The organism is Streptomyces gossypii, from assembly GCF_025165795.1.
GTDB lineage: Bacteria > Actinomycetota > Actinomycetes > Streptomycetales > Streptomycetaceae > Streptomyces > Streptomyces gossypii.
The window spans coordinates 194,808-217,739 of the sequence record NZ_JAJAGO010000006.1; the positions used below are offsets into that span (position 1 = coordinate 194,808).

24 protein-coding genes, 1 tRNA gene and 1 pseudogene are annotated in these 22,932 nt (G+C 70.2%); 21 read left to right on the forward strand and 5 right to left on the reverse strand.

The window, feature by feature from the left end; translation table 11 throughout:
* Nucleotides 1-24: 24 nt before the first annotated feature.
* Nucleotides 25-651, reverse strand: coding sequence for an SACE_7040 family transcriptional regulator (locus tag LHJ74_RS14360; RefSeq protein ID WP_260218398.1), 627 nt, complete (start codon nucleotides 649-651; stop codon nucleotides 25-27).
* Nucleotides 652-842: 191 nt separating this feature from the next.
* Between LHJ74_RS14360 and LHJ74_RS14365 the strand changes: the two genes are divergently transcribed.
* The 5 genes from LHJ74_RS14365 to LHJ74_RS14385 are packed head-to-tail and all read left to right on the forward strand — an operon-like array spanning nucleotide 843 to nucleotide 7,662.
* Entirely contained in the window at nucleotides 843-2,474 is a 1,632-nt protein-coding gene (locus tag LHJ74_RS14365) for a carboxyl transferase domain-containing protein (RefSeq protein WP_260218399.1), read from the forward strand.
* 14 nt (nucleotides 2,475-2,488) lie between these two features.
* Entirely contained in the window at nucleotides 2,489-4,582 is a 2,094-nt protein-coding gene (locus tag LHJ74_RS14370; protein WP_260218400.1) for an ATP-binding protein, read from the forward strand.
* Nucleotides 4,579-5,547: a hydroxymethylglutaryl-CoA lyase gene (locus LHJ74_RS14375; RefSeq protein ID WP_260218401.1), complete on the forward strand. Its 969-nt coding sequence runs from the start codon at nucleotides 4,579-4,581 to the stop codon at nucleotides 5,545-5,547. The genes LHJ74_RS14370 and LHJ74_RS14375 overlap by 4 nt, the downstream gene beginning before the upstream one ends.
* A 6-nt stretch (nucleotides 5,548-5,553) precedes the next feature.
* Nucleotides 5,554-6,717: an acyl-CoA dehydrogenase family protein gene (locus tag LHJ74_RS14380; protein ID WP_260218402.1), complete on the forward strand. Its 1,164-nt coding sequence runs from the start codon at nucleotides 5,554-5,556 to the stop codon at nucleotides 6,715-6,717.
* Nucleotides 6,718-6,750: 33 nt separating this feature from the next.
* Entirely contained in the window at nucleotides 6,751-7,662 is a 912-nt protein-coding gene (locus tag LHJ74_RS14385; RefSeq protein ID WP_260218403.1) for a DUF4429 domain-containing protein, read from the forward strand.
* Nucleotides 7,663-7,700: 38 nt separating this feature from the next.
* On the opposite strand, the gene LHJ74_RS14390 is transcribed toward LHJ74_RS14385, so the two are convergent.
* Nucleotides 7,701-9,305 carry a beta-N-acetylhexosaminidase gene (locus LHJ74_RS14390; protein WP_260218653.1) on the reverse strand — a complete coding sequence of 535 codons (1,605 nt, stop codon included), beginning with the start codon at nucleotides 9,303-9,305 and terminating at the stop codon, nucleotides 7,701-7,703.
* A gap of 211 nt (nucleotides 9,306-9,516) precedes the next feature.
* Between LHJ74_RS14390 and LHJ74_RS14395 the strand changes: the two genes are divergently transcribed.
* Nucleotides 9,517-9,795, forward strand: a complete 279-nt coding sequence (locus LHJ74_RS14395) for a hypothetical protein (protein WP_260218404.1) — start codon at nucleotides 9,517-9,519, stop codon at nucleotides 9,793-9,795.
* A 54-nt stretch (nucleotides 9,796-9,849) separates the two neighbouring features.
* A complete protein-coding gene (glmS, locus tag LHJ74_RS14400; RefSeq protein WP_260218405.1) occupies nucleotides 9,850-11,664 on the forward strand; it encodes a glutamine--fructose-6-phosphate transaminase (isomerizing) in 1,815 nt (604 codons plus the stop codon).
* Between the two features lie 381 nt (nucleotides 11,665-12,045).
* Here the strand turns inward: glmS and LHJ74_RS14405 are convergent, their stop codons facing one another.
* Nucleotides 12,046-12,564, reverse strand: coding sequence for a universal stress protein (locus tag LHJ74_RS14405; protein WP_260218406.1), 519 nt, complete (start codon nucleotides 12,562-12,564; stop codon nucleotides 12,046-12,048).
* Between the two features lie 897 nt (nucleotides 12,565-13,461).
* On the opposite strand from LHJ74_RS14405, the pseudogene LHJ74_RS14410 reads away from it, so the two are divergent.
* The 4 genes and pseudogenes from LHJ74_RS14410 to LHJ74_RS14425 all read left to right on the forward strand — a co-directional run.
* Nucleotides 13,462-14,397: pseudogene (locus LHJ74_RS14410) on the forward strand (GlxA family transcriptional regulator); the annotation flags it as partial.
* A gap of 107 nt (nucleotides 14,398-14,504) precedes the next feature.
* Complete coding sequence (gene orn / locus LHJ74_RS14415; protein ID WP_260218407.1) at nucleotides 14,505-15,113, forward strand: oligoribonuclease; 609 nt, start codon at nucleotides 14,505-14,507, stop codon at nucleotides 15,111-15,113.
* Nucleotides 15,114-15,182: 69 nt separating this feature from the next.
* A tRNA-His gene (locus tag LHJ74_RS14420) sits at nucleotides 15,183-15,255 on the forward strand.
* A gap of 109 nt (nucleotides 15,256-15,364) precedes the next feature.
* Nucleotides 15,365-16,618, forward strand: a complete 1,254-nt coding sequence (locus LHJ74_RS14425; RefSeq protein WP_260218408.1) for a tyrosine-type recombinase/integrase — start codon at nucleotides 15,365-15,367, stop codon at nucleotides 16,616-16,618.
* Here LHJ74_RS14425 and LHJ74_RS14430 read toward each other — a convergent pair.
* Both LHJ74_RS14430 and LHJ74_RS14435 read right to left on the reverse strand, forming a co-directional pair.
* The gene (locus LHJ74_RS14430) at nucleotides 16,615-16,851 is read right to left on the reverse strand and encodes a hypothetical protein (protein ID WP_260218409.1); all 237 of its coding nucleotides are present in this window, start codon (nucleotides 16,849-16,851) and stop codon (nucleotides 16,615-16,617) included. The two genes, LHJ74_RS14425 and LHJ74_RS14430, sit on opposite strands and share 4 nt — an antisense overlap.
* A 177-nt stretch (nucleotides 16,852-17,028) precedes the next feature.
* Nucleotides 17,029-17,424 (reverse strand): hypothetical protein, encoded by a 396-nt coding sequence (locus LHJ74_RS14435; RefSeq protein ID WP_260218410.1) that lies wholly within the window; start codon nucleotides 17,422-17,424, stop codon nucleotides 17,029-17,031.
* A 266-nt stretch (nucleotides 17,425-17,690) separates the two neighbouring features.
* Here LHJ74_RS14435 and LHJ74_RS14440 point away from each other — a divergent pair, with 266 nt between their 5' ends.
* From LHJ74_RS14440 to LHJ74_RS14485, 10 genes are all read left to right on the forward strand, one after another.
* Complete coding sequence (locus tag LHJ74_RS14440; protein ID WP_260218411.1) at nucleotides 17,691-17,978, forward strand: helix-turn-helix domain-containing protein; 288 nt, start codon at nucleotides 17,691-17,693, stop codon at nucleotides 17,976-17,978.
* Complete coding sequence (locus tag LHJ74_RS14445) at nucleotides 17,975-18,238, forward strand: helix-turn-helix domain-containing protein (protein ID WP_260218412.1); 264 nt, start codon at nucleotides 17,975-17,977, stop codon at nucleotides 18,236-18,238. The genes LHJ74_RS14440 and LHJ74_RS14445 overlap by 4 nt, the downstream gene beginning before the upstream one ends.
* 84 nt (nucleotides 18,239-18,322) lie before the next feature.
* On the forward strand, nucleotides 18,323-18,748 hold the full coding sequence (locus tag LHJ74_RS14450) for a hypothetical protein (RefSeq protein WP_260218413.1): 426 nt from the start codon (nucleotides 18,323-18,325) through the stop codon (nucleotides 18,746-18,748).
* Nucleotides 18,745-19,530 carry a hypothetical protein gene (locus tag LHJ74_RS14455; protein ID WP_260218414.1) on the forward strand — a complete coding sequence of 262 codons (786 nt, stop codon included), beginning with the start codon at nucleotides 18,745-18,747 and terminating at the stop codon, nucleotides 19,528-19,530. The genes LHJ74_RS14450 and LHJ74_RS14455 overlap by 4 nt, the downstream gene beginning before the upstream one ends.
* A complete protein-coding gene (locus LHJ74_RS14460; protein ID WP_260218415.1) occupies nucleotides 19,527-19,682 on the forward strand; it encodes a hypothetical protein in 156 nt (51 codons plus the stop codon). Before LHJ74_RS14455 ends, LHJ74_RS14460 begins: the two co-directional genes overlap by 4 nt.
* Complete coding sequence (locus tag LHJ74_RS14465; protein ID WP_260218416.1) at nucleotides 19,679-20,155, forward strand: hypothetical protein; 477 nt, start codon at nucleotides 19,679-19,681, stop codon at nucleotides 20,153-20,155. The genes LHJ74_RS14460 and LHJ74_RS14465 overlap by 4 nt, the downstream gene beginning before the upstream one ends.
* A complete protein-coding gene (locus tag LHJ74_RS14470; RefSeq protein WP_260218417.1) occupies nucleotides 20,155-21,057 on the forward strand; it encodes a PD-(D/E)XK nuclease-like domain-containing protein in 903 nt (300 codons plus the stop codon). The genes LHJ74_RS14465 and LHJ74_RS14470 overlap by 1 nt, the downstream gene beginning before the upstream one ends.
* Nucleotides 21,050-21,856 carry a hypothetical protein gene (locus LHJ74_RS14475; protein WP_260218418.1) on the forward strand — a complete coding sequence of 269 codons (807 nt, stop codon included), beginning with the start codon at nucleotides 21,050-21,052 and terminating at the stop codon, nucleotides 21,854-21,856. Before LHJ74_RS14470 ends, LHJ74_RS14475 begins: the two co-directional genes overlap by 8 nt.
* A complete protein-coding gene (locus tag LHJ74_RS14480; RefSeq protein ID WP_260218419.1) occupies nucleotides 21,853-22,605 on the forward strand; it encodes an exonuclease domain-containing protein in 753 nt (250 codons plus the stop codon). The genes LHJ74_RS14475 and LHJ74_RS14480 overlap by 4 nt, the downstream gene beginning before the upstream one ends.
* Nucleotides 22,602-22,931: a hypothetical protein gene (locus LHJ74_RS14485; RefSeq protein ID WP_260218420.1), complete on the forward strand. Its 330-nt coding sequence runs from the start codon at nucleotides 22,602-22,604 to the stop codon at nucleotides 22,929-22,931. Before LHJ74_RS14480 ends, LHJ74_RS14485 begins: the two co-directional genes overlap by 4 nt.
* The last annotated feature ends 1 nt before the right edge of the window (nucleotide 22,932 follow it).

Sequence of the window (22,932 nt, forward strand, 5' to 3'; positions counted from 1 at the left end):
TGTCCATCCGTCCGAGGACAGCCCTCAGGCGCCCGGGCGCGCTGAGCCCGCACCCTCCCCCGCCGCCGCGAAGGCGCCCCGGGCCAGCCGGTGCAGCAGCGCCGCGGCCGCCGCCGGCTCGGGATCGGCGTTCAGGCTGCCGAGGCGGGGAGTGGAGTTGAGCAGGCCGAAAACCGTGTGCACGGAGATCCGGGCCTCCAGCCCCGTCAGCCCGGGATAGACCTCGCGCACCGCCGTGACCCACATCTCCACATACTGCCGCTGGAGTTTCCGCACCTGCCTGCGGTCCGCCTCGCGCAGCCGGTCGAGCTCCCTGTCGTGCAGGGTGATCAGCGGACTGTCGTTCATCGCGAAGTCGATATGGCCCGCGATCAGCGCGTCCAGAGTCGCCTCCGGGGCGAGACCGGCCGCCGCCGTTTCGGCCGTGCAGCGCCTCCCGCCCTCGCGCAGCCGCTCGCTGATGCCGACGAGCAGCTCGGCGAGCATGGCATCCTTGCCTGCGAAGTGCCGGTAGAGGCCGGGCCCGCTGATGCCTACCGCCGCACCTATCTCGTCGACCCCGACGCCGTGGAATCCACGCTCGGCGAAGAGCCGCGCGGCCTCGCGCAGGATCTGCTCACGTCGGGTGGGTGCCGCTGTCTCCAGGCTCATAAAACCCATTCTAGACAGCCGCGTTAATGCTCGTTAACCTGAAGGACGGGCGTTAACGAGAATTAACCGCCGTCGCCGTCGCCGTCGCCGTCGCCGTCGCCACCGCCGCCGCGGTGGGCTCACTCGGCGGGGCACGCGTCGAACGCACCCAGCACGCACCCAGCACGCACAGAGCAAGGGGGCTCCGCGGCATGGAGCAGGCAACGACTCTGGTCAGCACCGTCGACCCGGCATCCGATTCCGGCCTGGCCAACGCGGCCGCGCACCGCGAGCTGGCGGCGGAGCTGCGGGCCAGGCTGGCCGCCGCGCGGCTCGGGGGCGGCGAGCGGGCCCGCGCCCGGCATGCGGCGCGCGGCAAGCTGCTGCCGCGTGAGCGGGTGGACACCCTGCTGGACCAGGGCTCCCCCTTCCTGGAGCTCGCCCCGCTGGCCGCCGGGGGGATGTACGGGGACGCCGCGCCGGCGGCCGGGGTGATCGCCGGAATCGGCCGGGTCTCCGGGCGCGAGGTGGTCGTGGTCGCCAACGACGCCACCGTCAAGGGCGGTACGTACTACCCGATGACGGTCAAGAAGCACCTGCGCGCCCAGGAGGTGGCCCTGGAGAACCGCCTGCCGTGCGTCTATCTGGTGGACTCCGGCGGCGCCTTCCTGCCGATGCAGGACGAGGTCTTCCCCGACCGCGACCACTTCGGCCGGATCTTCTACAACCAGGCGCGGATGTCGGGCGCGGGCATCCCGCAGATCGCCGCCGTGCTCGGCTCCTGCACGGCGGGCGGCGCCTACGTCCCCGCGATGAGCGACGAGGCGGTGATCGTGCGCGGGCAGGGCACGATCTTCCTGGGCGGTCCGCCGCTGGTGAAGGCGGCGACGGGTGAGGTCGTCACCGCCGAGGAACTGGGCGGCGGCGAGGTCCACTCCCGCGTCTCCGGCGTGACGGACCACCTGGCGGAGGACGACCCGCATGCGCTGCGCATCGTGCGGCGCATCGTCTCGACCCTGCCCGAGCGGCCCCCGCTGCCCTGGTCGGTGCGCCCCGCCGTGGAGCCCGCAGCCGATCCGGCCGAGCTGTACGCCGCGGTTCCCGCCGACTCGCGTACGTCCTACGACGTGCGGGAGGTGATCGCCCGTCTGGTGGACGGCTCGCGTTTCCAGGAGTTCAAGGCGGAGTACGGCACGACCCTGGTCACCGGCTTCGCCCGGATCCAGGGCCACCCCGTGGGCATCGTGGCGAACAACGGCATCCTGTTCTCCGAATCGGCCCAGAAGGGCGCGCACTTCATCGAGCTGTGCGACCAGCGCGGCATCCCGCTCCTCTTCCTGCAGAACATCTCGGGCTTCATGGTCGGCCGCGCCTACGAGGCGGGGGGCATCGCCAAGCACGGCGCCAAGATGGTGACGGCCGTGGCCTGCACCAGAGTCCCGAAGCTGACGGTGGTCATAGGCGGTTCCTACGGCGCGGGGAACTACTCGATGTGCGGGCGGGCCTATGGGCCGCGCTTCCTGTGGATGTGGCCGAACGCCAAGATCTCGGTGATGGGCGGCGAGCAGGCCGCGTCCGTGCTCTCCACGGTCAAGCGGGACCAGCTGGAGGCACGCGGCGAGGAGTGGAGCCAGCAGGAGGAGGATGCCTTCCGGGCCCCGGTCCGCGCCCAGTACGAGGAGCAGGGGGACGCGTACTACGCCAGCGCCCGCCTGTGGGACGACGGCGTCATCGATCCGCTGGAGACCCGCACCGTGCTCGGTCTCGCCCTCACGGCATGCGCCAACGCGCCGCTGCCGCAGCGGGATCCGAGCGTGCCCCACTACGGCGTCTTCCGGATGTGAGGGAGAGCATGACGATGTTCGACACAGTGCTGGTGGCCAACCGCGGCGAGATCGCCGTCCGGGTGATCCGTACTCTGCGGGATTCCGGCGTGCGCTCCGTCGCGGTCTACAGCGACGCGGACGCGGACGCCCGCCATGTGCGGGAGGCCGACACCGCCGTGCGGATCGGCCCCACGCCCGCCGCCGAGAGCTACCTGTCCGCGGAGCGGCTGCTGGAGGCGGCCCGGCGCACCGGCGCGCAGGCCGTGCACCCGGGATACGGCTTCCTCGCGGAGAACGCCGCCTTCGCCCGTGCCTGCGAGGGTGCCGGGCTGGTCTTCATCGGCCCGCCGGCCGACGCGATAGAGCTGATGGGCGACAAGATCCGGGCCAAGGAGCGGGTGCGGGAGGCCGGAGTGCCGGTGGTGCCGGGCTCCTCCGGCAGCGGCCTGACCGATGCCGAACTCGCCGACGCGGCACGGGAGATCGGTATGCCCGTGCTGCTGAAGCCCTCGGCGGGCGGCGGCGGCAAGGGCATGCGGCTGGTGTGGGAGGAAGGGCTGCTGGCCGAGGAGATCAGCGCGGCGCGGCGCGAGGCGCGCGGTTCGTTCGGTGACGACACGCTGCTGGTGGAGCGCTGGATCGACCGCCCCCGGCATATCGAGATCCAGGTCCTGGCGGACGGCGAGGGCCAGGTGATCCATCTCGGTGAGCGCGAGTGTTCGCTGCAACGGCGCCATCAGAAGATCATCGAAGAGGCCCCGAGCCCCCTGCTGGACGACGCCACCCGGGCGGCCATGGGCGCCGCGGCGGTGGAGGCCGCCAAGTCGTGCGGCTACCGGGGCGCGGGCACGGTGGAGTTCATCGTGCCGGGCGGCGGTGGCGGACCGGCCGCGTATTACTTCATGGAGATGAACACCCGGCTCCAGGTCGAGCACCCGGTGACGGAGATGATCACCGGAGTGGATCTCGTCGAGTGGCAGCTGCGGATCGCGGCGGGCGAGCCCCTGCCGTACGCCCAGCACGACATCCGGATGACGGGCCACGCCGTCGAGGCGCGGCTCTGCGCGGAGACGGCACGGGCGGCCGGGGGCCGGGTCGACTTCCTGCCCGCGGCGGGCACCGTGCGGCTGCTGAGCGAGCCGAGCGGCCCCGGCGTGCGTACGGACTCCGGGCTCGTGGTGGGCACGGAGGTCGGCACCGCCTACGACCCGATGCTCGCCAAGGTGATCGCCCACGGCCCGGACCGGCAATCGGCCCTGCACCGGCTGCGCGCGGCCCTGGCAGGCAGCACGCTGCTGGGTGTGGACACCAACGCCCCGTTCCTGCGCCGGCTGCTCGCCCATCCCGCCGTGGTGTCCGGGGATCTGGACACCGGGCTGGTCGACCGCGACGCGCACACCCTGCTCGATGCGGGCGTGCCGGAGGAGGCGTATGTGGCGGCGGCGCTGCTGCGGCAGTCCGCACTGGAGCCCTCCGGAGCGGCGGGGCACCGGGCGGAGGAGCGGTGGACCGACCCGTTCTCGGTGCCGAGCGGCTGGCGGCTGGGCGGCGAGGCGGCCTGGGTGGTGCACCATCTGCGGGCGCCGGGTCACGAGCCGGTGGCCGTGCGGGTGCGCGGCTTCGCGGGCAAGACAGCGGCTTCTCAGGTCCATGTCGGTGCGGAGGGGGAAGCGGGCGAGGCCCGGCTGGCCCTCGACGAGGCCGCCCCGGACAGCCTGCGGCTGGAGTGGCGCGGTGTCAGTCACCACTTCCGGCACGTGCGCGCCGGAGGGAGCAGCTGGCTGGGCCGCTCGGGCGACGCCTGGCAGCTGCTGGACCACGACCCGGTCGAGGCCGCCCTGCACGGCGCGGGCGGGGCCCATGGCGCGGATGCGCTGACCGCGCCCATGCCGGGCACGGTGACGGTCGTCAAGGCCGCCGCAGGCGACGAGGTGACGGCCGGGCAGAGTCTGCTGGTCGTCGAGGCGATGAAGATGGAGCACATCATCGTCGCTCCGTACGATGGGACGGTCACCGAGCTGGATGTGCGCGCGGGCAGCACCGTCGCGATGGACCAGGTGCTCGCCGTGGTGGAACCGAGCGGCGCGGAGTCACCTCAGGAGCCGGAGCGGGAGGGTGGGCGATGACCACGGAGCCGTCCGAGAGGCTGCCGGTCCCCGAGGGGCTCCCGATGACCGTGGAGGTCGCCAACCTGCCCACCCGGGTCCGCATCCACGAGGTGGGCGCCCGTGACGGTCTGCAGAACGAACAGTCGGTCGTCCCGGTCGAGGTGAAGTCCGAGTTCATCCACCGGCTCTCCGGCGCCGGGCTGCGCACGATCGAGGCCACCAGCTTCGTGCGCCCGGACTGGGTCCCCCAGCTGGCCGATGCCGAGGAGCTGTATCCGCTGCTCGCGGATCTGTCCGGGGTACGCCTGCCGGTGCTCGTGCCCAACGCGCGCGGGCTGGACCGCGCCCTGGCGCTCGGCGCGCGCGAGATCGCGGTCTTCGCCAGTGCCACGGAGTCCTTCGCCAAGGCCAACCTCAACCGCACGGTCGACGAATCGCTCGCCCTGTTCGAGCCGGTCGTCGCCCGCGCCAAGCGGAGCGGCGCGACGGTGCGCGGCTATCTCTCGATGTGCTTCGGTGATCCGTGGGAGGGCCCGGTACCGCCCGCCCAGGTCCTCCGCGTCTGCCGTCGTCTGATCGACTTCGGCTGTGACGAGCTGAGCCTCGGCGACACCATCGGGGTGGCCACTCCCGGCCATGTCGCCTCGCTGATCGGCGGGCTGCTCGCCGAGGGCCTCCGGCCCGACCAGCTCGCCGTCCACTTCCACGACACCTATGGCCAGGCCCTTTCCAACACGCTCGCCGCGCTCCAGCGCGGTGTCACCACGGTGGACGCTTCGGCGGGCGGCCTCGGCGGCTGCCCGTTCGCGAAGAGCGCCACCGGAAATCTCGCGACCGAGGACCTCGTGTGGATGCTGCACGGCCTCGGGATCGAAACCGGAGTAGATCTCGGCCGTCTCACCGCCACCAGCGTGTGGATGGCCGACCAGTTGGGACGCCCCAGCCCCTCCCGTACCGTCCGCGCGCTCTCCCACAAGGAGTGACCCCCCATGTCCCTCGACCATCGCCTCTCCCCCGAGCACGAAGAACTGCGCCGTACCGTGGAGGAGTTCGCACACGACGTCGTCGCCCCAAAGATCGGGGACTTCTACGAGGCTCATGAGTTCCCGTACGAGATCGTCCGGCAGATGGGTGCCATGGGCCTGTTCGGCCTGCCCTTCCCCGAGGAGTACGGCGGCATGGGCGGTGACTACCTCGCCCTCGGGATCGCTCTGGAGGAGCTGGCCAGGGTCGACTCCTCCGTGGCCATCACCCTGGAGGCCGGCGTCTCCCTCGGCGCGATGCCCCTCTACCGCTTCGGCACCGAGGAGCAGAAGCGCGAGTGGCTGCCGCGAATGTGCTCGGGAGAAATCCTCGGCGCCTTCGGGCTGACCGAGCCGGAGTGCGGCTCGGACGCCAGCGGCACCCGTACGACCGCCGTGCGCGACGAGCAGACCGGCGAGTGGGTGATCAACGGCTCCAAGTGCTTCATCACCAACTCCGGCACGGACATCACCGGGCTGGTCACGGTCACCGCCGTCACGGGCCGGAAGGATGACGGCGCGCCGCTCATCTCCACCATCATCGTCCCCTCCGGCACCCCCGGGTTCACCGTCGCCGCCCCCTACTCCAAGGTCGGCTGGAACGCCTCGGACACCCGCGAACTGTCCTTCTCCGACGTGCGCGTCCCCCTCGCGAACCTCCTGGGCGAGGAGGGCCGCGGCTACGCCCAGTTCCTTCGCATACTGGACGAGGGCCGGATCGCGATCTCCGCGCTGGCCACCGGCTTGGCCCAGGGCTGCGTCGACGAGTCGGTCGCGTATGCGAATACCCGGATGGCCTTCGGCAAGCCGATCGGCGCCAACCAGGCGATCCAGTTCAAGCTGGCCGACATGGAGATGCGCGCCCACACCGCCCGGGTCACCTGGCGGGACGCCGCCTCCCGGCTGCTGGCGGGCGAACCGTTCAAGAAGCAGGCGGCGCTCGGCAAGCTGTACTCCTCCGAGATCGCGGTGACCAACGCCCGCGAGGCCACCCAGATCCACGGCGGTTACGGCTTCATGAACGAGTATCCGGTGGCCCGGATGTGGCGGGACTCCAAGATCCTGGAGATCGGCGAGGGCACCAGTGAGGTCCAGCGCATGCTCATCGCCCGGGAGTTGGGCGTGGGCTGAGGAGTTGCGCGCCGGCACTGAGATAATCGCGTCATGGCGGAAATCATCCAACGTGCGGGCACCTGGACCTTCGATGGTGACACCGTCCGGATCGTGCCCGGCAGCGGAAAGAGCGTGGGCGCCCTCCGGAAGTCCCTCGGCGAGGTGTCCGTACCACTCACCGCGGTCGCGGGCATCGCGTACGAGGCGGGGCGCAAGGGCGGACGGCTGCGGCTCCGGCTGCGCGAGGGCGCCGACCCGCTCTCCCAGGTGGCAGGCGGGCGGCTGCCGGACGCCTCGGATCCCTATCAGCTCGCGGTGGAGCTGGACAGATCCGGGGTCGCCGAATACCTCGTCGACGAGGTGCGGCAGGCACTGCTGCTGGAGCAGATCGCGGAGGGGCCCTGCGACCGCTATCTGCTCCCGGGCCCGGCCGTGCCGCTGACCGGGGCGGGCACGGACGGCACGGCCACCTTCGACGGCGAGCGGGTCCAGGTCGAGTGGAACTGGATAACGGAGGAGAGCAAGTCCTCCGGCGGCCCTCGGACCTTCCCGCTGCACGACCTCGCGGGTGTGGAGTGGACCCCGGCCGTCGGCTGGGAGAACGGCAGCCTGCGCTTCCGCCCCAAGGGAGCGCATGCGACCCTCAAGCCGCAGCACGACCCCAACTGCCTGACTCTGTGGGGCATTCGGCAGGCGCGGGAGACAGGCAGCGCGGTGCTGCTGGCCACCGCGATCACGGCCCGGCTGCCGCACCCCTCGGGCGCGGAGGCCGGCGACGGGGCGCAGGAGCGGCCCGCCGCCGGCGAGTCGCCCGTGGCCCTCACCAAGCGCGGCGGGGGCGACACGGCGGACCACGACGGACTGCTGCGCCGCCTGCGGGAGCTGGGCGAGCTGCACAGCAGCGGCATCCTCACCGACGATGAGTTCGCCGTGGCGAAGAAGGCGATCCTGGACCGCTTCTGACCGCCACCCGTCCGGCCCCGCAGCCAGCCGTTCAGCACTCAGTCGTTCCAGGGCACCTCCGGCGAGCGCCAGTAGTCGATTCCCAGCTGCTCCCACCGCGGCCCGTGTCCCGCCAGCCGCGTCCGGTAGTCCTCCCAGTCATGTGTCGAAGCCGGTGACCAGCCGAGTTCCGCGATGCCCGGCAGCCGGGGGAAGGCCATGAATTCGATCTCGTCGTTGGTCCGGAGCGTCTCGGTCCACAGCGGTGCCTCGACCCCGAGCACCGACTCACCGGGTGCCCCCTGGAGGTAGGTGCCGGGATCCCAGTCGTAGGACTGCCGCACCTCGACATATCCGGCCCAGCTCAGCCCGAGCGGCGTGTCCTTGTTGTACTTCATGTCCAGATAGGCACGGTTGGCCGGGGAGAGGATCAGCCGGGTGCCCTTGCGTGCCGCCTCTGCGACGTCGGGCGCGTCACCAGACCTTCCCCAGTACTGTGCGACCGCGCCCTCCGCCGGGTCCGCACCGACCAGCTGATGCCAGCCCACGACCGTCTTGCCGTACTTCGCGACGGTCTGCTGCGCACGCTTCATGAAGGCCACGTAGTCCTCATGGCTGGTGGAGTGGGCCTCGTCCCCGCCGATGTGCAGATAGGGGCCCGGAGTCATCGCGGCGATCTCCCGGACCACGTCGTCCACGAAGTCGTAGGTGCGCTCAAGCGGCACGCACAGGGAGCTGAAGCCCACCTCCGTACCCGTGTAGAGGGGCGGGGCGACTCCGTCGCAGTTGAGCTCGGCGTACGAGGCGAGTGCCGCGTTGGTGTGGCCGGGCATGTCGATCTCCGGCACGACGGTCAGCTGCCGCTCGGCGGCGTACCGCAGGATCTGCCGGTACTCCGCCTTCGTGTAGTAGCCGCCGGGACCACCGCCGACCTGGGTGCTGCCGCCGACCTCGGTCAGCCGGGGCCACGAGTCGATGGCGATCCGCCATCCCTGGTCGTCCGAGAGATGCAGATGCAGCTTGTTGATCTTGTACATGGCGAGCTGATCGACATAGTGCTTCACCTGGTCGACCGTGAGGAAGTGCCGGGAGACGTCGAGCATCGCACCGCGGTACTCGTAGCGCGGCAGATCCGTGATCCGGCCGCCTGCCAGCAGCCAGGGGCCCTGCTGGGCGCTGCGTGCCTCGACGCGCTCGGGCAGCAGCTGCCGCAGCGTCTGCACGCCGTAGAAGAGTCCGGTCTGCGTCCGGGCCTGGAGCACGGCACCGCGCGGCGAGACATCCAGCCGGTATCCCTCCTTGCCCAGTTTCCGCGGCCCGTCCAGCTTGAGCTGGATGCCGCCGCCTCCGGGACGGCCCTCGCGGTGCGCGGTCACCGGCAGTGCGAAGCCGGTTGACGGCCGCAGCAGCGCCGCGAGCCGCTCACCCACCTCGCGCGCCTGGCGCGAGTCCCGGGGCACCTGGATACGGGTGCGCTCACCGAGCGCGTACGGCTCGCCGCCCGGCTGCACGGAGGCGGGCGCCGGGATTACTTGGTCCAGCGGTCTCGGTTCCCCGGCGGACGGTGACACGTCGGCGCTCTCGGCGGCGCCCGTACCGGTGCCGGCGGCTGCCGACACCGAACCGGGCACGGCGGTGACGAGCAGCGCGGCGCAGAACAGCATGAACCAGATTCGTCTCACGACTGATCCCTTCGGACCTCGATCACGCGGGGCGGCCGGACATGTGCGAGGGGCGATCGTTCGATCACACACTCGTACCGCGCCGTCCACTCGGGGTCAAGGTGTAGACCAATACCACCCCTCTTGGACTCATCCCTGCCCGATACCGGGCAGGATTCTTGCGAAACCATCCCCGGCAGCCCAGTATCAACGGGTGCTCGAAAGCCGGACCCCGGTCCATGACGACCTGATCGACCATCTGGTCCGCACCACCGCGCTGCCCCGTGGCGAGGCCGCCAGGGTGGTGCTGGACGTGCTGGCCTACTTCGACGAGACGACGGAGGAGTTCGTGCGCCGACGCCACCGGGAGCTGCGCGGCAGGGGGCTGGTGAACGCGGAGATCTTCGAGCGGATCGCGGCCGAGCTGCCGCACCGCGCGGTGACGCCACCCGGACTCTCCCAGCGTCAGCTGCGCCGCCTCGTCTACGGCTGATCACACCCGTCACGGCCGCGAGCACACAGAAACCAACTGCCGGAGGAGATGCGCATGTGCGGGATCGTCGGATACATCGGCAAACGGGATGTCGCCCCGCTGCTACTGGAGGGGCTCCAGCGACTGGAGTACCGGGGGTACGACAGCGCGGGCATCGCCATCCAGAGCAAGAGCTCCGGGCTCAAGACCGCCAAGGCCAAGGGCCGGGTGCGTGAGCTGGAATCCCGTATCCCCAAGCGCTTCGCGGGCACCTGCGGCATCGCGCACACCCGCTGGGCCACCCACGGCGCTCCCAACGACGTCAACGCGCACCCCCACCTCGACCCGGCCGAGAAGGTCGCGGTCGTGCACAACGGCATCATCGACAACGCCGACGATCTGCGCGCCAAGCTCGGCGCAGAGGGCATCACCCTCGTCTCCGACACCGACACCGAGGTACTCGCCCACCTGATCGGCCGGGCGCAGGAGGAGACCCTCGAAGCCCGGGTGCGTGAGGCACTGCGCCACATCGAGGGCACCTACGGCATCGCCGTACTGCACGCGGACTTCCCGGACCGGATCGTCGTCGCCCGCAACGGCTCCCCGGTCGTGCTGGGCATCGGGGAGCACGAGATGTTCGTCGCCTCCGACGTGGCGGCCCTCGTCTCGCACACCCGCCAGGTCGTCACCCTGAACGACGGCGAGATGGCGACGATCAAGGCCGACGACTACCGCACCTACACGACCGAGGGCTCCCGCACCTCGACTTCGCCGGAGACGGTCGAGTGGGCAGCCGAGTCGTATGACATGGGCGGCCACGACACCTACATGCACAAGGAGATCGCGGAGCAGGCCGACGCCGTGGACCGGGTGCTGCGCGGGCGGATCGACGACCGCTTCGCCACCGTCCACCTGGGCGGGCTCAATCTGGACGCCCGCGAGGCGCGCGGGGTCCGCCGGGTGAAGATCCTCGGCTGCGGCTCCGCCTACCACGCGGGCATGATCGGCGCACAGCTGATCGAGGAGCTGGCCCGCATCCCGGCCGACGCCGAGCCCGCGAGCGAGTTCCGCTACCGCAACGCCGTGGTCGACCCGGACACCCTCTACATCGCCGTCAGCCAGTCGGGGGAGACCTACGACACCCTGGCGGCCGTCCAGGAGCTCAAGCGCAAGGGCGCGCGCGTCCTGGGTGTGGTGAACGTCGTCGGCTCCGCGATCGCGCGGGAGACCGACGGGGGTGTGTATGTGCACGCCGGGCCCGAGGTCTGCGTCGTCTCCACCAAGTGCTTCACCAACACGGCGGTCGCCTTCGCGCTGCTCGCCCTCCATCTGGGCCGGATTCGCGATCTGTCGGTCGCGGACGGCAAGCGGATCATCGAGGGCCTGCGCAAGCTCCCCGAGCAGATCTCCGGGATTCTCCAGGACGAGGCGGCCATCGAGAAGCTGGCGGCCGACTACGCGCAGGCCAAGAGCATGATGTTCGTGGGCCGGGTCCGGGGCTACCCGGTGGCGCGGGAGGCGTCACTGAAGCTCAAGGAGGTCTCCTACATCCACGCCGAGGCCTACCCGGCCTCCGAGCTGAAGCACGGCCCGCTGGCGCTGATCGAGCCCGCGGTGCCGACCGTGGCGATCATCCCGGACGACGAACTGCTGGACAAGAACCGCGCCACGCTGGAGGAGATCAAGGCCCGCAGCGGCACCATCCTCGCCGTCGCACACAGCGAGCAGGAGAAGGCGGACCACACGATCGTGGTGCCCCGGAACGAGCCGGAGCTCGACCCGATCCTGATGGGCATCCCCCTGCAACTGCTGGCCTACCACACGGCCCTGGCCCTCGACCGCGACATCGACAAGCCCCGCAACCTGGCCAAGTCCGTCACCGTCGAATAGCCCAGCCCGAAGACCACCCCAGCCCCCTCGAACAGGGGGCTTGAACCTGGTGATCAATAGCGCCACCCCCGCCCATCACACCCGGGACGCGGGCTAGCGGCGGGTCGGGCGCAAGGGCAGCGCAGAAAACAGCAAACTCCCGCGCGGGCCACCAACCGCGCGGGAGTCCGCCTCCCGGCCGGCGTTGCCCATAACGCCGGCGGTGTGCTGCCGCGTACGGGACCGTCACCTCCCGCCCGACAGCGCGCTGCTCTGTGTATGCCCCTCACAAGCGCACAATCCACCTCCGCAGGGCTACGGATTATGCGAGTTCGCCGCGCGGCGCGCCGTTCAACGCGGATACCCCGCCCACGAGTTCGACGGAACCGGATCGCCCACGCCCTAGGGGATCACCACGACGGGCCGCTGCGCGCGGCGCGCCAGGCGGCCGGCAACCGAGCCGAAGATCCGCCCGACCAGGCCGTGCGTCGAGCCGACGACGATCGCGTTCGCCTCATACTCCTGCCCGACCTCTTCCAGCTCGTGGCAGATGTCCCCGCCGCGCTCGACCAGGATCCACGGCACCTGGGAGAGGTGGTCCGCGCACGCCAGCTCCAGCCCCAGCACTTCCGTCCGGTGATCGGGCACGTCGACGAAGACGGGGGGCTCACAGCCCGCCCACACGGTGGTCGGCAACCGGTTCGCGACGTGAACGATGATCAGCCCGGAACTTGTCCGAACACCCATGCCGATCGCGTACGCAAGTGCCCGCTCACTTGACATGGAGCCGTCGAACCCCACCACCACGCCGTGCTTGAACGCCGGATCACAGGACTGGCGGGGGCTCTCGGCCGCGTCAGGGGTCGCCGGATCGGCGACCTGCTTGCGGTCCGTGGGTTCGGGGATCTCGTGTCCAGCCATGGCTATCTCGGCGAAGGGAGTCCTCTTGCGGAGGGACGATGGTTGTCTTTTCGGTAAGACCGGCGATCTTGATGACGACCGGGAAGCATCTTTCCCTATCCTTTACCCCAAGGGTACGGCGACACTCCCCATTGCTCACAGCAGAGGAAGCGGCCGCCCGCTCTGCACGCGCTGACCCCGGAGCATGCCGGAGCGAAGCGCTTTGCGCAACGCCGGGCTACGCCCCTTACATCGGCCTGCATCCCGCCCCAGCCCTCACTTCCGCACCCCTGCGACCCTCCGGCGGACACGTACCGCGATCGGGTCGTCACCCGAACAGGGGTCCCGCTGCGGGCGCGCCGCAGAAGAGCCTCGTCAGCCCAGGATTCCGGGACACATGTCATTCAGCCGCCCCAGCCACCCTGCGATCGCCCGAAAGCAGCCCCCTCAGGAGCACCAGAGGGTGCACGGGGGGCGCACGCCGGTGCACAAGCGCGCCACGCCACTGATCCCCCGCTTTTTTCGGCCAACTTCCGCACGTGGCACGCACCTTGGGGCCAGCTACCCTCAACACCGCTGCCACCTGGGAAGAAAGGAGCACTCGGGCGCCACGCACCCTACGGTGGCAGGGCACGAGGCGGATGCGCACTACCCAACACGCCCGCTGAGTGGAACGCTTCGTGATCGAATGCTTTACGCCAAGTTGCCTTGTCGACATAACGTCGGGTGCTGAACTTGTCACTCCGACCTCATCCGACACAGTAGATTCGATCTTGGCTATCGCCGCGGGGGAGAAGTGCAGGACCGAGAGGACGCGACGATTGAGGGGGGCTTAGTTCCAATGAGCCAGGACTCCACGAACGGTCCGGCGCCGACCGCCCGCAAACTGGCCGCACGCCGTCGGCGCGAGATCGTCGCCGTGCTGCTGTCCAGCCGCCACCGCCGGCCGCCCTGGACGGGCTGCGCCGCGCGCACGAGGAGGGCGCGCGGATCATCGGGCTGTGCACCGGCTCCTTCGTCCTGGCCGCGGCTGGGCTGCTGGACGGCCGCCCGGCCACCACACACTGGATGTACGCGCCGACGCTTGCCAAGCGCTATCCCGCCGTGCACGTGGATCCACGGGAGCTGTTCGTCGACGACGGCGACATTCTGACCTCCGCCGGCACCGCCGCGGGCATAGACCTGTGCCTGCACGTGGTGCGGACGGACCACGGCGCCGACGCGGCCGGGGCGCTCGCCCGGCGACTCGTCGTACCGCCGCGGCGCAACAACGGCGTCGACACCGGGCACCCCCGTCACCTGGACCGCTCCTTACCAGAGGAGATCGGCGCGGACCCGCTGGCTGAAGTCGTCGCCTGGGCGCTCGAACACCTCCACGAACAGTTCGACGTGGAGACCCTGGCCGCCCGCGCGTACATGAGCCGCCGCACCTTCGACCGGCGCTTCCGCTCACTGACCGGCAGCGCCCCCCTGCAATGGCTGATCACCCAGCGGGTACTGCAGGCGCAACGGCTGCTCGAGACGTCCGACTACTCCGTGGACGAGGTGGCGAGCCGCTGCGGCTTCCGTTCGCCGGTCGCCCTGCGCGGCCACTTCCGCCGCCAACTGGGGGCCTCACCGGCCGCCTACCGGGCGGCCTACCGGGCACGACGGCCGGAAGGCGAGGGGAACGAAGCGCGCATTCCGGAGGCGCGCAAGGAGGCGGCCGCTGCGGCGGCAGCGGCCGAAAAGGAGTACGAGGGAGCCGTGCCGACCGGCGGCAACGGCCGCCCCGAGCCAGGCAAGCCGGAGTCGGACGCCTACGCACCGAAACTGCCGAGGCAGCGTGGCCGCAGCTGGGGCGTTTCCCCGTAGCGGTCCGCGTCCTGGCCGCCCCTCCCGTCGCTGCTGCACCCGGGGGGCGGCCAGGGGCCGGGCAGGGCGTCGCCTGCTCCCTCACAAGGCGACGTAGGGTGAAACGTATGAACAATCGAATGGTGTGGATCGACTGTGAGATGACCGGGCTCTCGCTGATCGAGGATGCGATCGTCGAGGTGGCCGCCCTGGTCACCGACTCGGAGCTGAACATCCTCGGCGAGGGCGTGGACATCGTGATCCGCCCGCCGGAGGCGTCGCTGGACTCGATGCCCGAGGTGGTGCGCGCCATGCACACCGCCTCCGGACTGCTCGACGAGCTGGACCAGGGCACCACCCTGGCGGACGCCGAGGCCCAAGTCCTCGCCTACGTACGGGAGCACGCCAAGGAGCCCGGCAAGGCGCCGCTGTGCGGGAACTCCGTCGGCACCGACCGCGGCTTCCTGGCCCGTGACATGCCCGCGCTGGAGCAGCATCTGCACTACCGCATCGTGGACGTGTCCTCGGTGAAGGAGCTGGCCCGCCGCTGGTATCCGCGGGCCTACTTCAACAGCCCGGACAAGCAGGGCAACCATCGCGCGCTGGCCGACATCCGCGAATCCATCGCCGAGCTGCGCTACTACCGCGAGGCGATTTTCGTGCCGCATCCCGGCCCGGACTCGGACACCGCGAAGGAGATCGCGGCCCGCTACGCCCTGCCGCCCTCCCCCGCGTAAAACACGTGCGCGAGCACCCCGGCTGACCCTGTACACTCTTTCTGGGCCGGACGAAAAGCGCCGGTCATGGTGGATGTAGCTCAGTTGGTAGAGCACCTGGTTGTGGTCCAGGATGTCGCGGGTTCAAGTCCCGTCATTCACCCTAAACGATCAAGGTCTGACCTGTGGAAACGGGTCGGGCCTTGATCTTTTTCAATTTGTGGGAACACGACGGGAACACAACACCCCCTCAGCGGGCGTATTTTCCCCTCATGGCGAGCATCGTGGAACGACCCAAAAAGGACGGCGACAGCACTTTCCAGGTGAAGTGGCGCGAGGCCGGAGAGTGGGAGACCGAGCGCTTCGGCGATGAGGACAGCGCCGAGCAGTTCAAGAAACTCGTGGAGGCCCACGGCGGCAAGTGGCCCCACGGCTGGGTGCGGGGCAAGGGCTTCGTGGAGCCCGACACCGACCCCGACGACATGCCCCTGATCGACTGGGCACGCCGCTATGCAACCCGCCTCACCGGCGTCGACAAGCGCACCAAGGACGACTACCTGCGCGAGGTCGAGCAGCACATCGCGCTCATCGTCCACACCAAGCGCTCCGGCGAGGTCCAGGCCGCAACGATCGGCAACCTGACCGCTGATGACGTGCAGGACTGGGTGCGCCTCGAAGAGGACGGCGCACGGGACGAGGAGGACCCGAAGAAGTGGGCTCGTCGGCCGGCCTCACCCAAGAGCATTGCGAACAGGCACGGGTTGCTGTGGTGCATCGTTGAGGCTGCGATCAATGCGGAGCCGCAGCTGCGCACGAAGAACTGCTGCACGGGCACCAGCCTGCCGCGTACGGACGATGAGGTTGCAGAAGAGATGGTGTTCCTCGAGCGGGAGGAGTACCAGCGAGTCGCCACCGAGATCACCGACCCCGCCGCGCGGGACCTGGCGGACTGGCTCGTGGGCACCGGCATGCGCTGGGGTGAGGCGTCCGCGCTGCAAGTGCAGGACCTGAAGCTGACCAGTGGGACGCCGACGGCGACGGTCAGCAGGGCGTGGAAGCGGTCCCCGAAGGGAAGCGACCGCAGCTTCTTCCTCGGGCCGCCGAAGACGCGGAAGGCGCGGCGGGTCGTGGCACTCTCGCCGATGCAGGCCGCGACAGCGCGGCGGCTGGTGAAGGGGCAGCGTCCGGAGGCGTACGTCTTCCGCACCGCACAGGGCAAAGCGTGGATGCACGCCAATTTTTTCAGCCGGAAGTGGAAACCGGCGGTCACCGCAGCCGTGGAGAAAGGTCTCCCACGGCGCCCACGGATTCACGACCTGCGGCACACGCACGTGGCGTGGCTGATCGCCGCGAACATTCCGCTGCCGGCCATTCAGAACCGGCTTGGGCACGAGTCCATCCAGACGACTGTGGACCGGTACGGGCATCTGGTGCGGTCGCTGGATGGCGAGATGACCGCGGCGGTGGAGGCCGCCATGTCCGTGCCCGAGCAGCGTGCCGGGTTGTCGGTGGTGCGCGGGGGCTAGCTTGCGCGCGGGTACTGCTCGGCGGCGGCTTCGCGGCATACCCACAGCCCGTTGCCGGTGACGTGGCCGAGGAGGCGGTTGACCTCTGTCACCGCCTCCTCTTCCATGTGACCGCGGCGTATGAGCCAGGTCCAGGTGCCGTCAGGGGACTCGATGAGCAGCACGGGCACCCCGTCGGGCAGGTCATCGCTGAGTACAAAGCGCGCTGATGCTGGTTGTGACGCGTCTTTCATGTGTCCTCCGCGTGCCGCCATATTCGATCAGTTGTTCGACTGCCGGTTCGTGCAGGCCCCCGGCCGTCGCGCCCCCCAGGCGGATGACACATGCTGCCACGTAGTTCCGAAATTAACTACGGGCGTAGATGGAATGACCAGCAGTGACAATCAGGCCAAAGCTAAGGCGCGCCTCAGTCACTGACCCTCGGTGAATGTGTTGATCAGCCGCTCTACAGCAGCGCGCTGATCCGGCGTCAGCCGCTCGGCGTTCCGCACCCATGCGCGCGCTTCCCCGCTCTGGGACCACACGGTGTCGATCCCGAGGAACTGCGCGCCGGCGGCGTCTTGCACGACGCCCAGGTCGACGTCCAGTCCCACGGCGAGCCCGTTGAGCTGGGGGAGCTGTGGCGGGATCACGGGCTGGCCGGAGGCGAGGCGGTGCAGCCAGGAGTATTTGACGGTCTGCTCGCCGGTGCCGGGGTCAATGCAGCGCGCTGCCAGGCGATCGTAGGACAGCCCGATCTCCGCTTTGCGGGAGCGCACCAGGTCCGCGAGTTGTGTCCGCTCTGTCGGCTTTTCCTGCTCGGCCATGATCCTCATCTTGCCACTCCGTGTCACGTGATGGGCCGTGGGGTGTCCATGTGACCAGGGGTACCGGAGGGGATTCCCCCAGGTGACACGCGGCGGTCATTCCGCGTGCTGGACAGAGTGTCCATGAAATGCAATGCGGTGCGCCAGTACACACGGGCAACCTGACCGGATTCCGCACACCTCATCCAACCTTCTGGACACATCGTCCAAGCTATGCAATGCTCAGTTCATCCAAGCAGTGCAACTGCTCATCGCACGAGGTGGACGTGAACGAATCTGAACCCCTGTACAAACTGGTCAGCAGCACTCTGCTGCGGACCTTGATGGAGCGCACCGGCACCGGTGCACCCATATCCCTCCGCGAACTGGCCCGCCGTGCCGGGATAGCCCGGTCGAGTCTTCACGCGCTGCTCCACGAGATGCAGGAAGCGGTTCCGGCCAGCGAAGCGCACGGCATAGCCCAGACCATCGGAGTTGATCTTCTGATCCTCTTCGCTCCGGTCGGCCGCACCGTGGAACTCGACCACCCGTTGGCCGTGGCGGTGCCGGCATGAGCCGACGCCTCTACGACTACGACGAGGCCGCCGAGGAACTGCGGGTCACGAAGTCGTGGCTTCAGCGGCATATCAAGCGGCTGCCGCACGTGGACGGCCTCGGTGGTCACGTGCTCTTCACCGACGACCACTTGGACCGCATCCTCGCGGCCCACTGCTACGAGCCGGAGCAGCACGCCTTGTCGGCGGTGCCTGGCGGGGGGTCGCATCCGCTCGCGGAGTTGAAGCCGCTCCCTGCCCGGTCGCGTCGCACCGGCTGACTCCACCCCTCACGTACAAGCGGGGCCGCCGGAAGCACCCGACGACCCCAGCCCATCTCTCAACCTCAACGAAGGAGACAGGCTATGCCTGACCCTACCCAGACCATGCGGGCGCAGCAGCCCGCGATCTTCGCGATGGCCGCGCTGGTGGAGGCCCATCCGCAGATGCCCGGCGCCTACATGGTCCTGTCGCAGCACGAGCCCGAGGCCGTGAGCGCCCTGCTGCCCGGCCTGGCCACGGTGGAGGTGTGGCGCGAGGCGCTGTGCGTCGCCCCGGAGCAGGTAGCTCTGTCGGATCTGAACGGCGACCCGTTGGTCGAGTTCACGGCGCTGGTAGCTGGTGTGCCGGTGCGGATGTGGGCGGTCGGCGATCCGCTGGCCGAGCCCGTTGTGCTGTGCCACGCGGCCGAGTTGCGCGCCGGTCATCCGCATGCCGCGCATGAGGTCGACGCATCCGACGGCGCGTTCGCCGCGCTGGCTCCGGGCCGTCCGGTGCAGGTGTCGGCGTGAGTGCCCCGTCGGCGGCGGAGGTCGCCGCGCTGAAGGTGGCGCACGCTGCGGCGCCGGACGCGCCATACGAACTGCTGCGCGGCATCGTGTCCACGTTGGGTTCCGCGCAGCTGATCCAGACACCGGAGACGGCGGCGCGTGCGGAGCGGCACCGGCTGCGGCTGGTCGCGGCCGAGGCGGATCTGATGGCTATCAGGGGCACGCTGGCGCCGTCCGGCCGCCCTCGGCGGGTGCCGATGCCGCTGGGCGCGCGGGTGGCCCCGGTGGTCGAGTGGCTGGCCGACGAGGTCGCGCAGTTGCGGGCGCGGGTCGCGCAGTTGGTCCAGCAGCGGGATGACCTGCTGGTCGAGGACGCCCTCGCGGAGCGGGACACCGCAGCACCGCCGCAGAACCCGGTGTCGCTGCGGTGGGGGCTGGGCGACGTCGAGTACGTCGACGACGACTCCGTCACGGTGCTGCTGTCCGGCCCGTCCGGCGAGCCGTATGTGCTGGAGCTGGACGAGGCGCGTGCAGCCGAGCTGTGGGCCGACCTCACAGGGCCCGACGCGGTCGGCACGCGGAAGTGCGGCCACGATGACTACCACGACGGGCACCCGTGGGCTGACCGGCCGGGCATCTGGTGCCCCGGCCACTACACCACCGTTGACGCCGAGCGGGCCGCGTGCTGCGACCTGCACCAAGCGGACTGCTGTGACCCGGAGGACTGCGGGCCGTGCTGCCGGGCGTGCCCGACGTGCCCGGCGTACGCCCGGCAGCGCGCCGAGATCGGGGGCGCGTCGTGACCGTCTTCCTGCACGTCGTCGCCGCTGCCGCTCTGTTCGCCGGGATGACGGCCCTCGTCTTCGTCGCGGTCCCGACGGTCATCGATCTCATCGGCGACTGGCGTCAGCGCCGCGCCCACCCCGCCAAGCACCGCACCGGAGGAACCCGATGACCGGCCCCGAGCACTACCGCGCCGCCGAGCGGCTGCTGTCCGACGCTTCGTTCGCTGCCCACCCTCAGGGCCGACCGGTCCGCCGCAGTGGCGGCGAGTACGGGCCCGGTGAGCACGCGGCACTGATCGCCCAGGCGCAGGTGCACGCCACCCTCGCCCTCGCTACGCAGACTTCCGCCGCCCTGTCGCTGGATGCGGAGCCCCCGATCGCGTACGTCTACCGGGCCTCGTGGGGCATGACCCCGCTCGGCACGTACGCCAACCCGGCCGCTGCCCGCGAGCACTGCGAGGCCGACGCCCGCAACAACGACCCGGAGTACGACGGCGGGATCTTCGGCTGGCTCGGAGATGAGTCCGAGCCCGACGACCCCGACGAGCTGCTCGTCACCGTCAACGGCGTCGAACGCACCACGGAGTACACCGTCACCCGCATCACCATCGCCTCCGCCTACGACCCGGAGGCCGACTCCTGATGACGAACACCACCGTGCTGGCCGGGGCTTCGGCCCCGGCCGCCGGGCCGGCCGTCCAGCAGCCCGGCATCTACCAGATGACCGCCGAGGAGTACCACGCCGACCGCGGCTCCCTCTCCTCCACCGGCGCCCGCAAGCTCCTGCCGCCCAGCTGTCCCGCCATCTTCCGACACGAGCAGGACAACCCGCCCGCCCCGAAGAAGACCTTCGACTTCGGCCACGCGGCACACCATCTCGTCCTCGGCGACGGACCCGACATCGACGTCCTCGACTTCCCCAACTACCTCACCAAGGCAGCCAAAGCCGCCCGCGACGAAGCCCGCGACATGGGCGCCGTGCCCATGCTGCGCCACGACTACGAGCAGGTGGAGGCGATGGCCGACGCCATCCGCCGACACCCGCTCGCCGGGCCCCTGTTCACCCCCGGCTCCGGCGTCGCGGAGCAGTCGATCTTCTGGACCGACCGGGACACCGGGATCAAGCGGAAGGCCCGGCCCGACTGGGTGAAGCAACTCCCCGGACTGACCCTCTGCGTCGACTACAAGACCGCGGCGGACGCCAGCCCCGACGGCGTGTCGAAAGCGGTCCAGGACCACGGCTACCACCAGCAGGCCGCCTGGTACCTCGACGGGCTCGAGGCCGCCGGAATGGCCGACGACGGGTCCCGGTTCATCTTCGTCTTCCAGATGAAGACGGCCCCGTACCTGGTGACCGTCCGCGAGCTGGACCCGCAGTCCCTCGACATCGGCCGCGCGAAGAACCGCCGCGCCCTCCGCGTCTACGCCGACTGCCAGCGCACTGGCACCTGGCCGGACTGGACCGGACCCGTCGAAGAAATCCCCTCCATCTCCCTGCCCGTCTGGGCAGCCCTGCGTGACTCAGAGGAGTACCTCAGTGAGTGACCTCGCCGTTCCCGAGGCCCCGGCCAACAGCCCCGCTGTACAAGCCGACCAGCCCGCCGCACCCCAGCAGATGACGGAACTGATGCTGTGGGCGGAGTCCGCCCGCCAGGCCGCTCAGATCGCGCAGTCCCTCGCGAAGACCAGCTTCGCAGGCCAGTTCCGCGGCAAGCCGGAGGAGATCACCGCGGTGATCCTCTCCGGGCAGGAGCTCGGGCTTCAGCCGATGGCTTCCCTGAAGGCGATCGACGTGATCCAGGGCAGCCCGGCGCTGCGCGCCCACGCGATGCGGGGTCTGGTCCAGTCCCATGGTCACGACGTGGAGCTGCTGGAGTCCACTGAGACGCACTGCGTGATGCGCGGGCGCCGCAAGGGCAAGGAGGCGTGGCAGGAGGTCCGCTGGGATATCCCCCGTGCCCAGAAGCTCGGGCTGCTGAGCAAGGATCAGTGGAAGAAGCAGCCGCAGACGATGCTCATCGCCCGCGCTACGGGCGAGGTGTGCCGGCTGATTGCGTCGGACGTGCTGCACGGCATGCCCTACGCCGTGGAGGAGCTTGACTCCTCCTCCGCCAAGGTGCTCCGTGGTGCGCCGGAGGAGGCGCGGCAGCCCTTGTCTGTCGCTGCTCTGACTGCCGCACCCGCGCCCGCGCTGTCGACCGCGGTGGACCCGTGGGGTGCTCAGCCGGAGGATCAGCCGACCGTCGGCACTTCCGACCCGTGGGCCGACCAGCCCATCGGCGACGACGATGTGCAGAGCGACGGTTGGCCGGAGACCGCGCAGCCCGGCGGCGGTGCCTCGTGAGCTGGCACCTGCTGCGCCGTCTGGGCTGGGACACCGAGACCACCGGCGTCATCCCCACCGAGGCCCGCATCGTCACCGTCGCCGTCGTCGTGCGCGGCGGCGGCCACCCCGACCGCGTGTTCTCCCACCTCATCAACCCCGGTGTTCCCATCCCGGAGGAGACGACGGCAGTCCACGGCATCGATGACGCCCGCGCGCAGGCCGATGGGCTCGACCCGCGGGACGCGCTGGAGGACATCGCCGACAAGCTGACCGCCGCGCTCCGCGCGGGCATGCCCGTCGTCGCCTTCAACACTTCCTACGACTGGACCGTGCTGAACTGCGACCTCGCGCGCAACGGGCTGCCGACCATGGCCGATCGGCTGCGCGGTGCCGACCCAGTCACCCTGGTTGATCCGCATGTCCTGGACCGCCAGGCCCGCCCCTTCGTACGCGGCGCCGGTCAGCGCAAGCTCGGTCCGACGTGCGCCCGGTACGGGGTGGAGCTGGAGGACTGGCACACCGCCGAGGCGGACGCGCTGGCCGCGCTGCTGCTGGCCGACGCTCAGTTCGCCAAGTTCCCGCAGTTCCAGCGCGCCGAGCCGTCCGAGCTGTTCGCGGCACAGCAGCGGTGGCGGGCGGAGCAGCAGGCTGGGTTGCAGGAGTGGTTCCGGACCAAGGCCACCGCTGAGCAGGGTGGCGACCCGGGCAAGGTCATCGACGGTTCGTGGCCGCTGATCCCCGCGCCGCGTGACGGGGGCGGCTCGTGATCGCCGCCGCGCTTGGCGATCTGACGACGCTGCTGCTCGGAGCCGGGGGCGCGGGCGTCACCTGGCTCGTCATCCGCCTCGCCCAGCGCTGCATCACCTACGGTCCCCGCCCTGGCGACGCCCGGTGGCTGACCGAGGCCGAGGTCCAGCAGCTCCGCGAAAGCGCGTACGCGGACACTGCCGCGATCGAGATGGACGCCGTGGCCTGGCTTCCCTGCGCCGGCCGCTGCACCTCCCACGCCCCGCACGAGCCGGATGGCGACGGGCAGTGGACCTGCGGCTTGTGCGGCTCGATCGCCATCACCTACACCACCACGGAGGACTGAA

Bases quoted from the DNA above. Each gene is read 5' to 3' on its own strand.
- LHJ74_RS14365 (WP_260218399.1), top strand. From the start codon at position 843: ATGGAGCAGGCAACGACTCTGGTCAGCACCGTCGACCCGGCATCCGAT.
- LHJ74_RS14385 (WP_260218403.1), top strand. From the start codon at position 6,751: ATGGCGGAAATCATCCAACGTGCGGGCACCTGGACCTTCGATGGTGAC.
- LHJ74_RS14390 (WP_260218653.1), bottom strand. From the start codon at position 9,305: ATGCTGTTCTGCGCCGCGCTGCTCGTCACCGCCGTGCCCGGTTCGGTG.
- LHJ74_RS14470 (WP_260218417.1), top strand. From the start codon at position 20,155: ATGACGAACACCACCGTGCTGGCCGGGGCTTCGGCCCCGGCCGCCGGG.
- LHJ74_RS14430 (WP_260218409.1), bottom strand. From the start codon at position 16,851: ATGAAAGACGCGTCACAACCAGCATCAGCGCGCTTTGTACTCAGCGAT.
- LHJ74_RS14405 (WP_260218406.1), bottom strand. From the start codon at position 12,564: ATGGCTGGACACGAGATCCCCGAACCCACGGACCGCAAGCAGGTCGCC.
- LHJ74_RS14380 (WP_260218402.1), top strand. From the start codon at position 5,554: ATGTCCCTCGACCATCGCCTCTCCCCCGAGCACGAAGAACTGCGCCGT.
- LHJ74_RS14465 (WP_260218416.1), top strand. From the start codon at position 19,679: ATGACCGGCCCCGAGCACTACCGCGCCGCCGAGCGGCTGCTGTCCGAC.
- orn (WP_260218407.1), top strand. From the start codon at position 14,505: ATGAACAATCGAATGGTGTGGATCGACTGTGAGATGACCGGGCTCTCG.
- LHJ74_RS14370 (WP_260218400.1), top strand. From the start codon at position 2,489: ATGTTCGACACAGTGCTGGTGGCCAACCGCGGCGAGATCGCCGTCCGG.
- LHJ74_RS14360 (WP_260218398.1), bottom strand. From the start codon at position 651: ATGAGCCTGGAGACAGCGGCACCCACCCGACGTGAGCAGATCCTGCGC.
- glmS (WP_260218405.1), top strand. From the start codon at position 9,850: ATGTGCGGGATCGTCGGATACATCGGCAAACGGGATGTCGCCCCGCTG.
- LHJ74_RS14425 (WP_260218408.1), top strand. From the start codon at position 15,365: ATGGCGAGCATCGTGGAACGACCCAAAAAGGACGGCGACAGCACTTTC.
- LHJ74_RS14375 (WP_260218401.1), top strand. From the start codon at position 4,579: ATGACCACGGAGCCGTCCGAGAGGCTGCCGGTCCCCGAGGGGCTCCCG.
- LHJ74_RS14435 (WP_260218410.1), bottom strand. From the start codon at position 17,424: ATGGCCGAGCAGGAAAAGCCGACAGAGCGGACACAACTCGCGGACCTG.
- LHJ74_RS14445 (WP_260218412.1), top strand. From the start codon at position 17,975: ATGAGCCGACGCCTCTACGACTACGACGAGGCCGCCGAGGAACTGCGG.
- LHJ74_RS14450 (WP_260218413.1), top strand. From the start codon at position 18,323: ATGCCTGACCCTACCCAGACCATGCGGGCGCAGCAGCCCGCGATCTTC.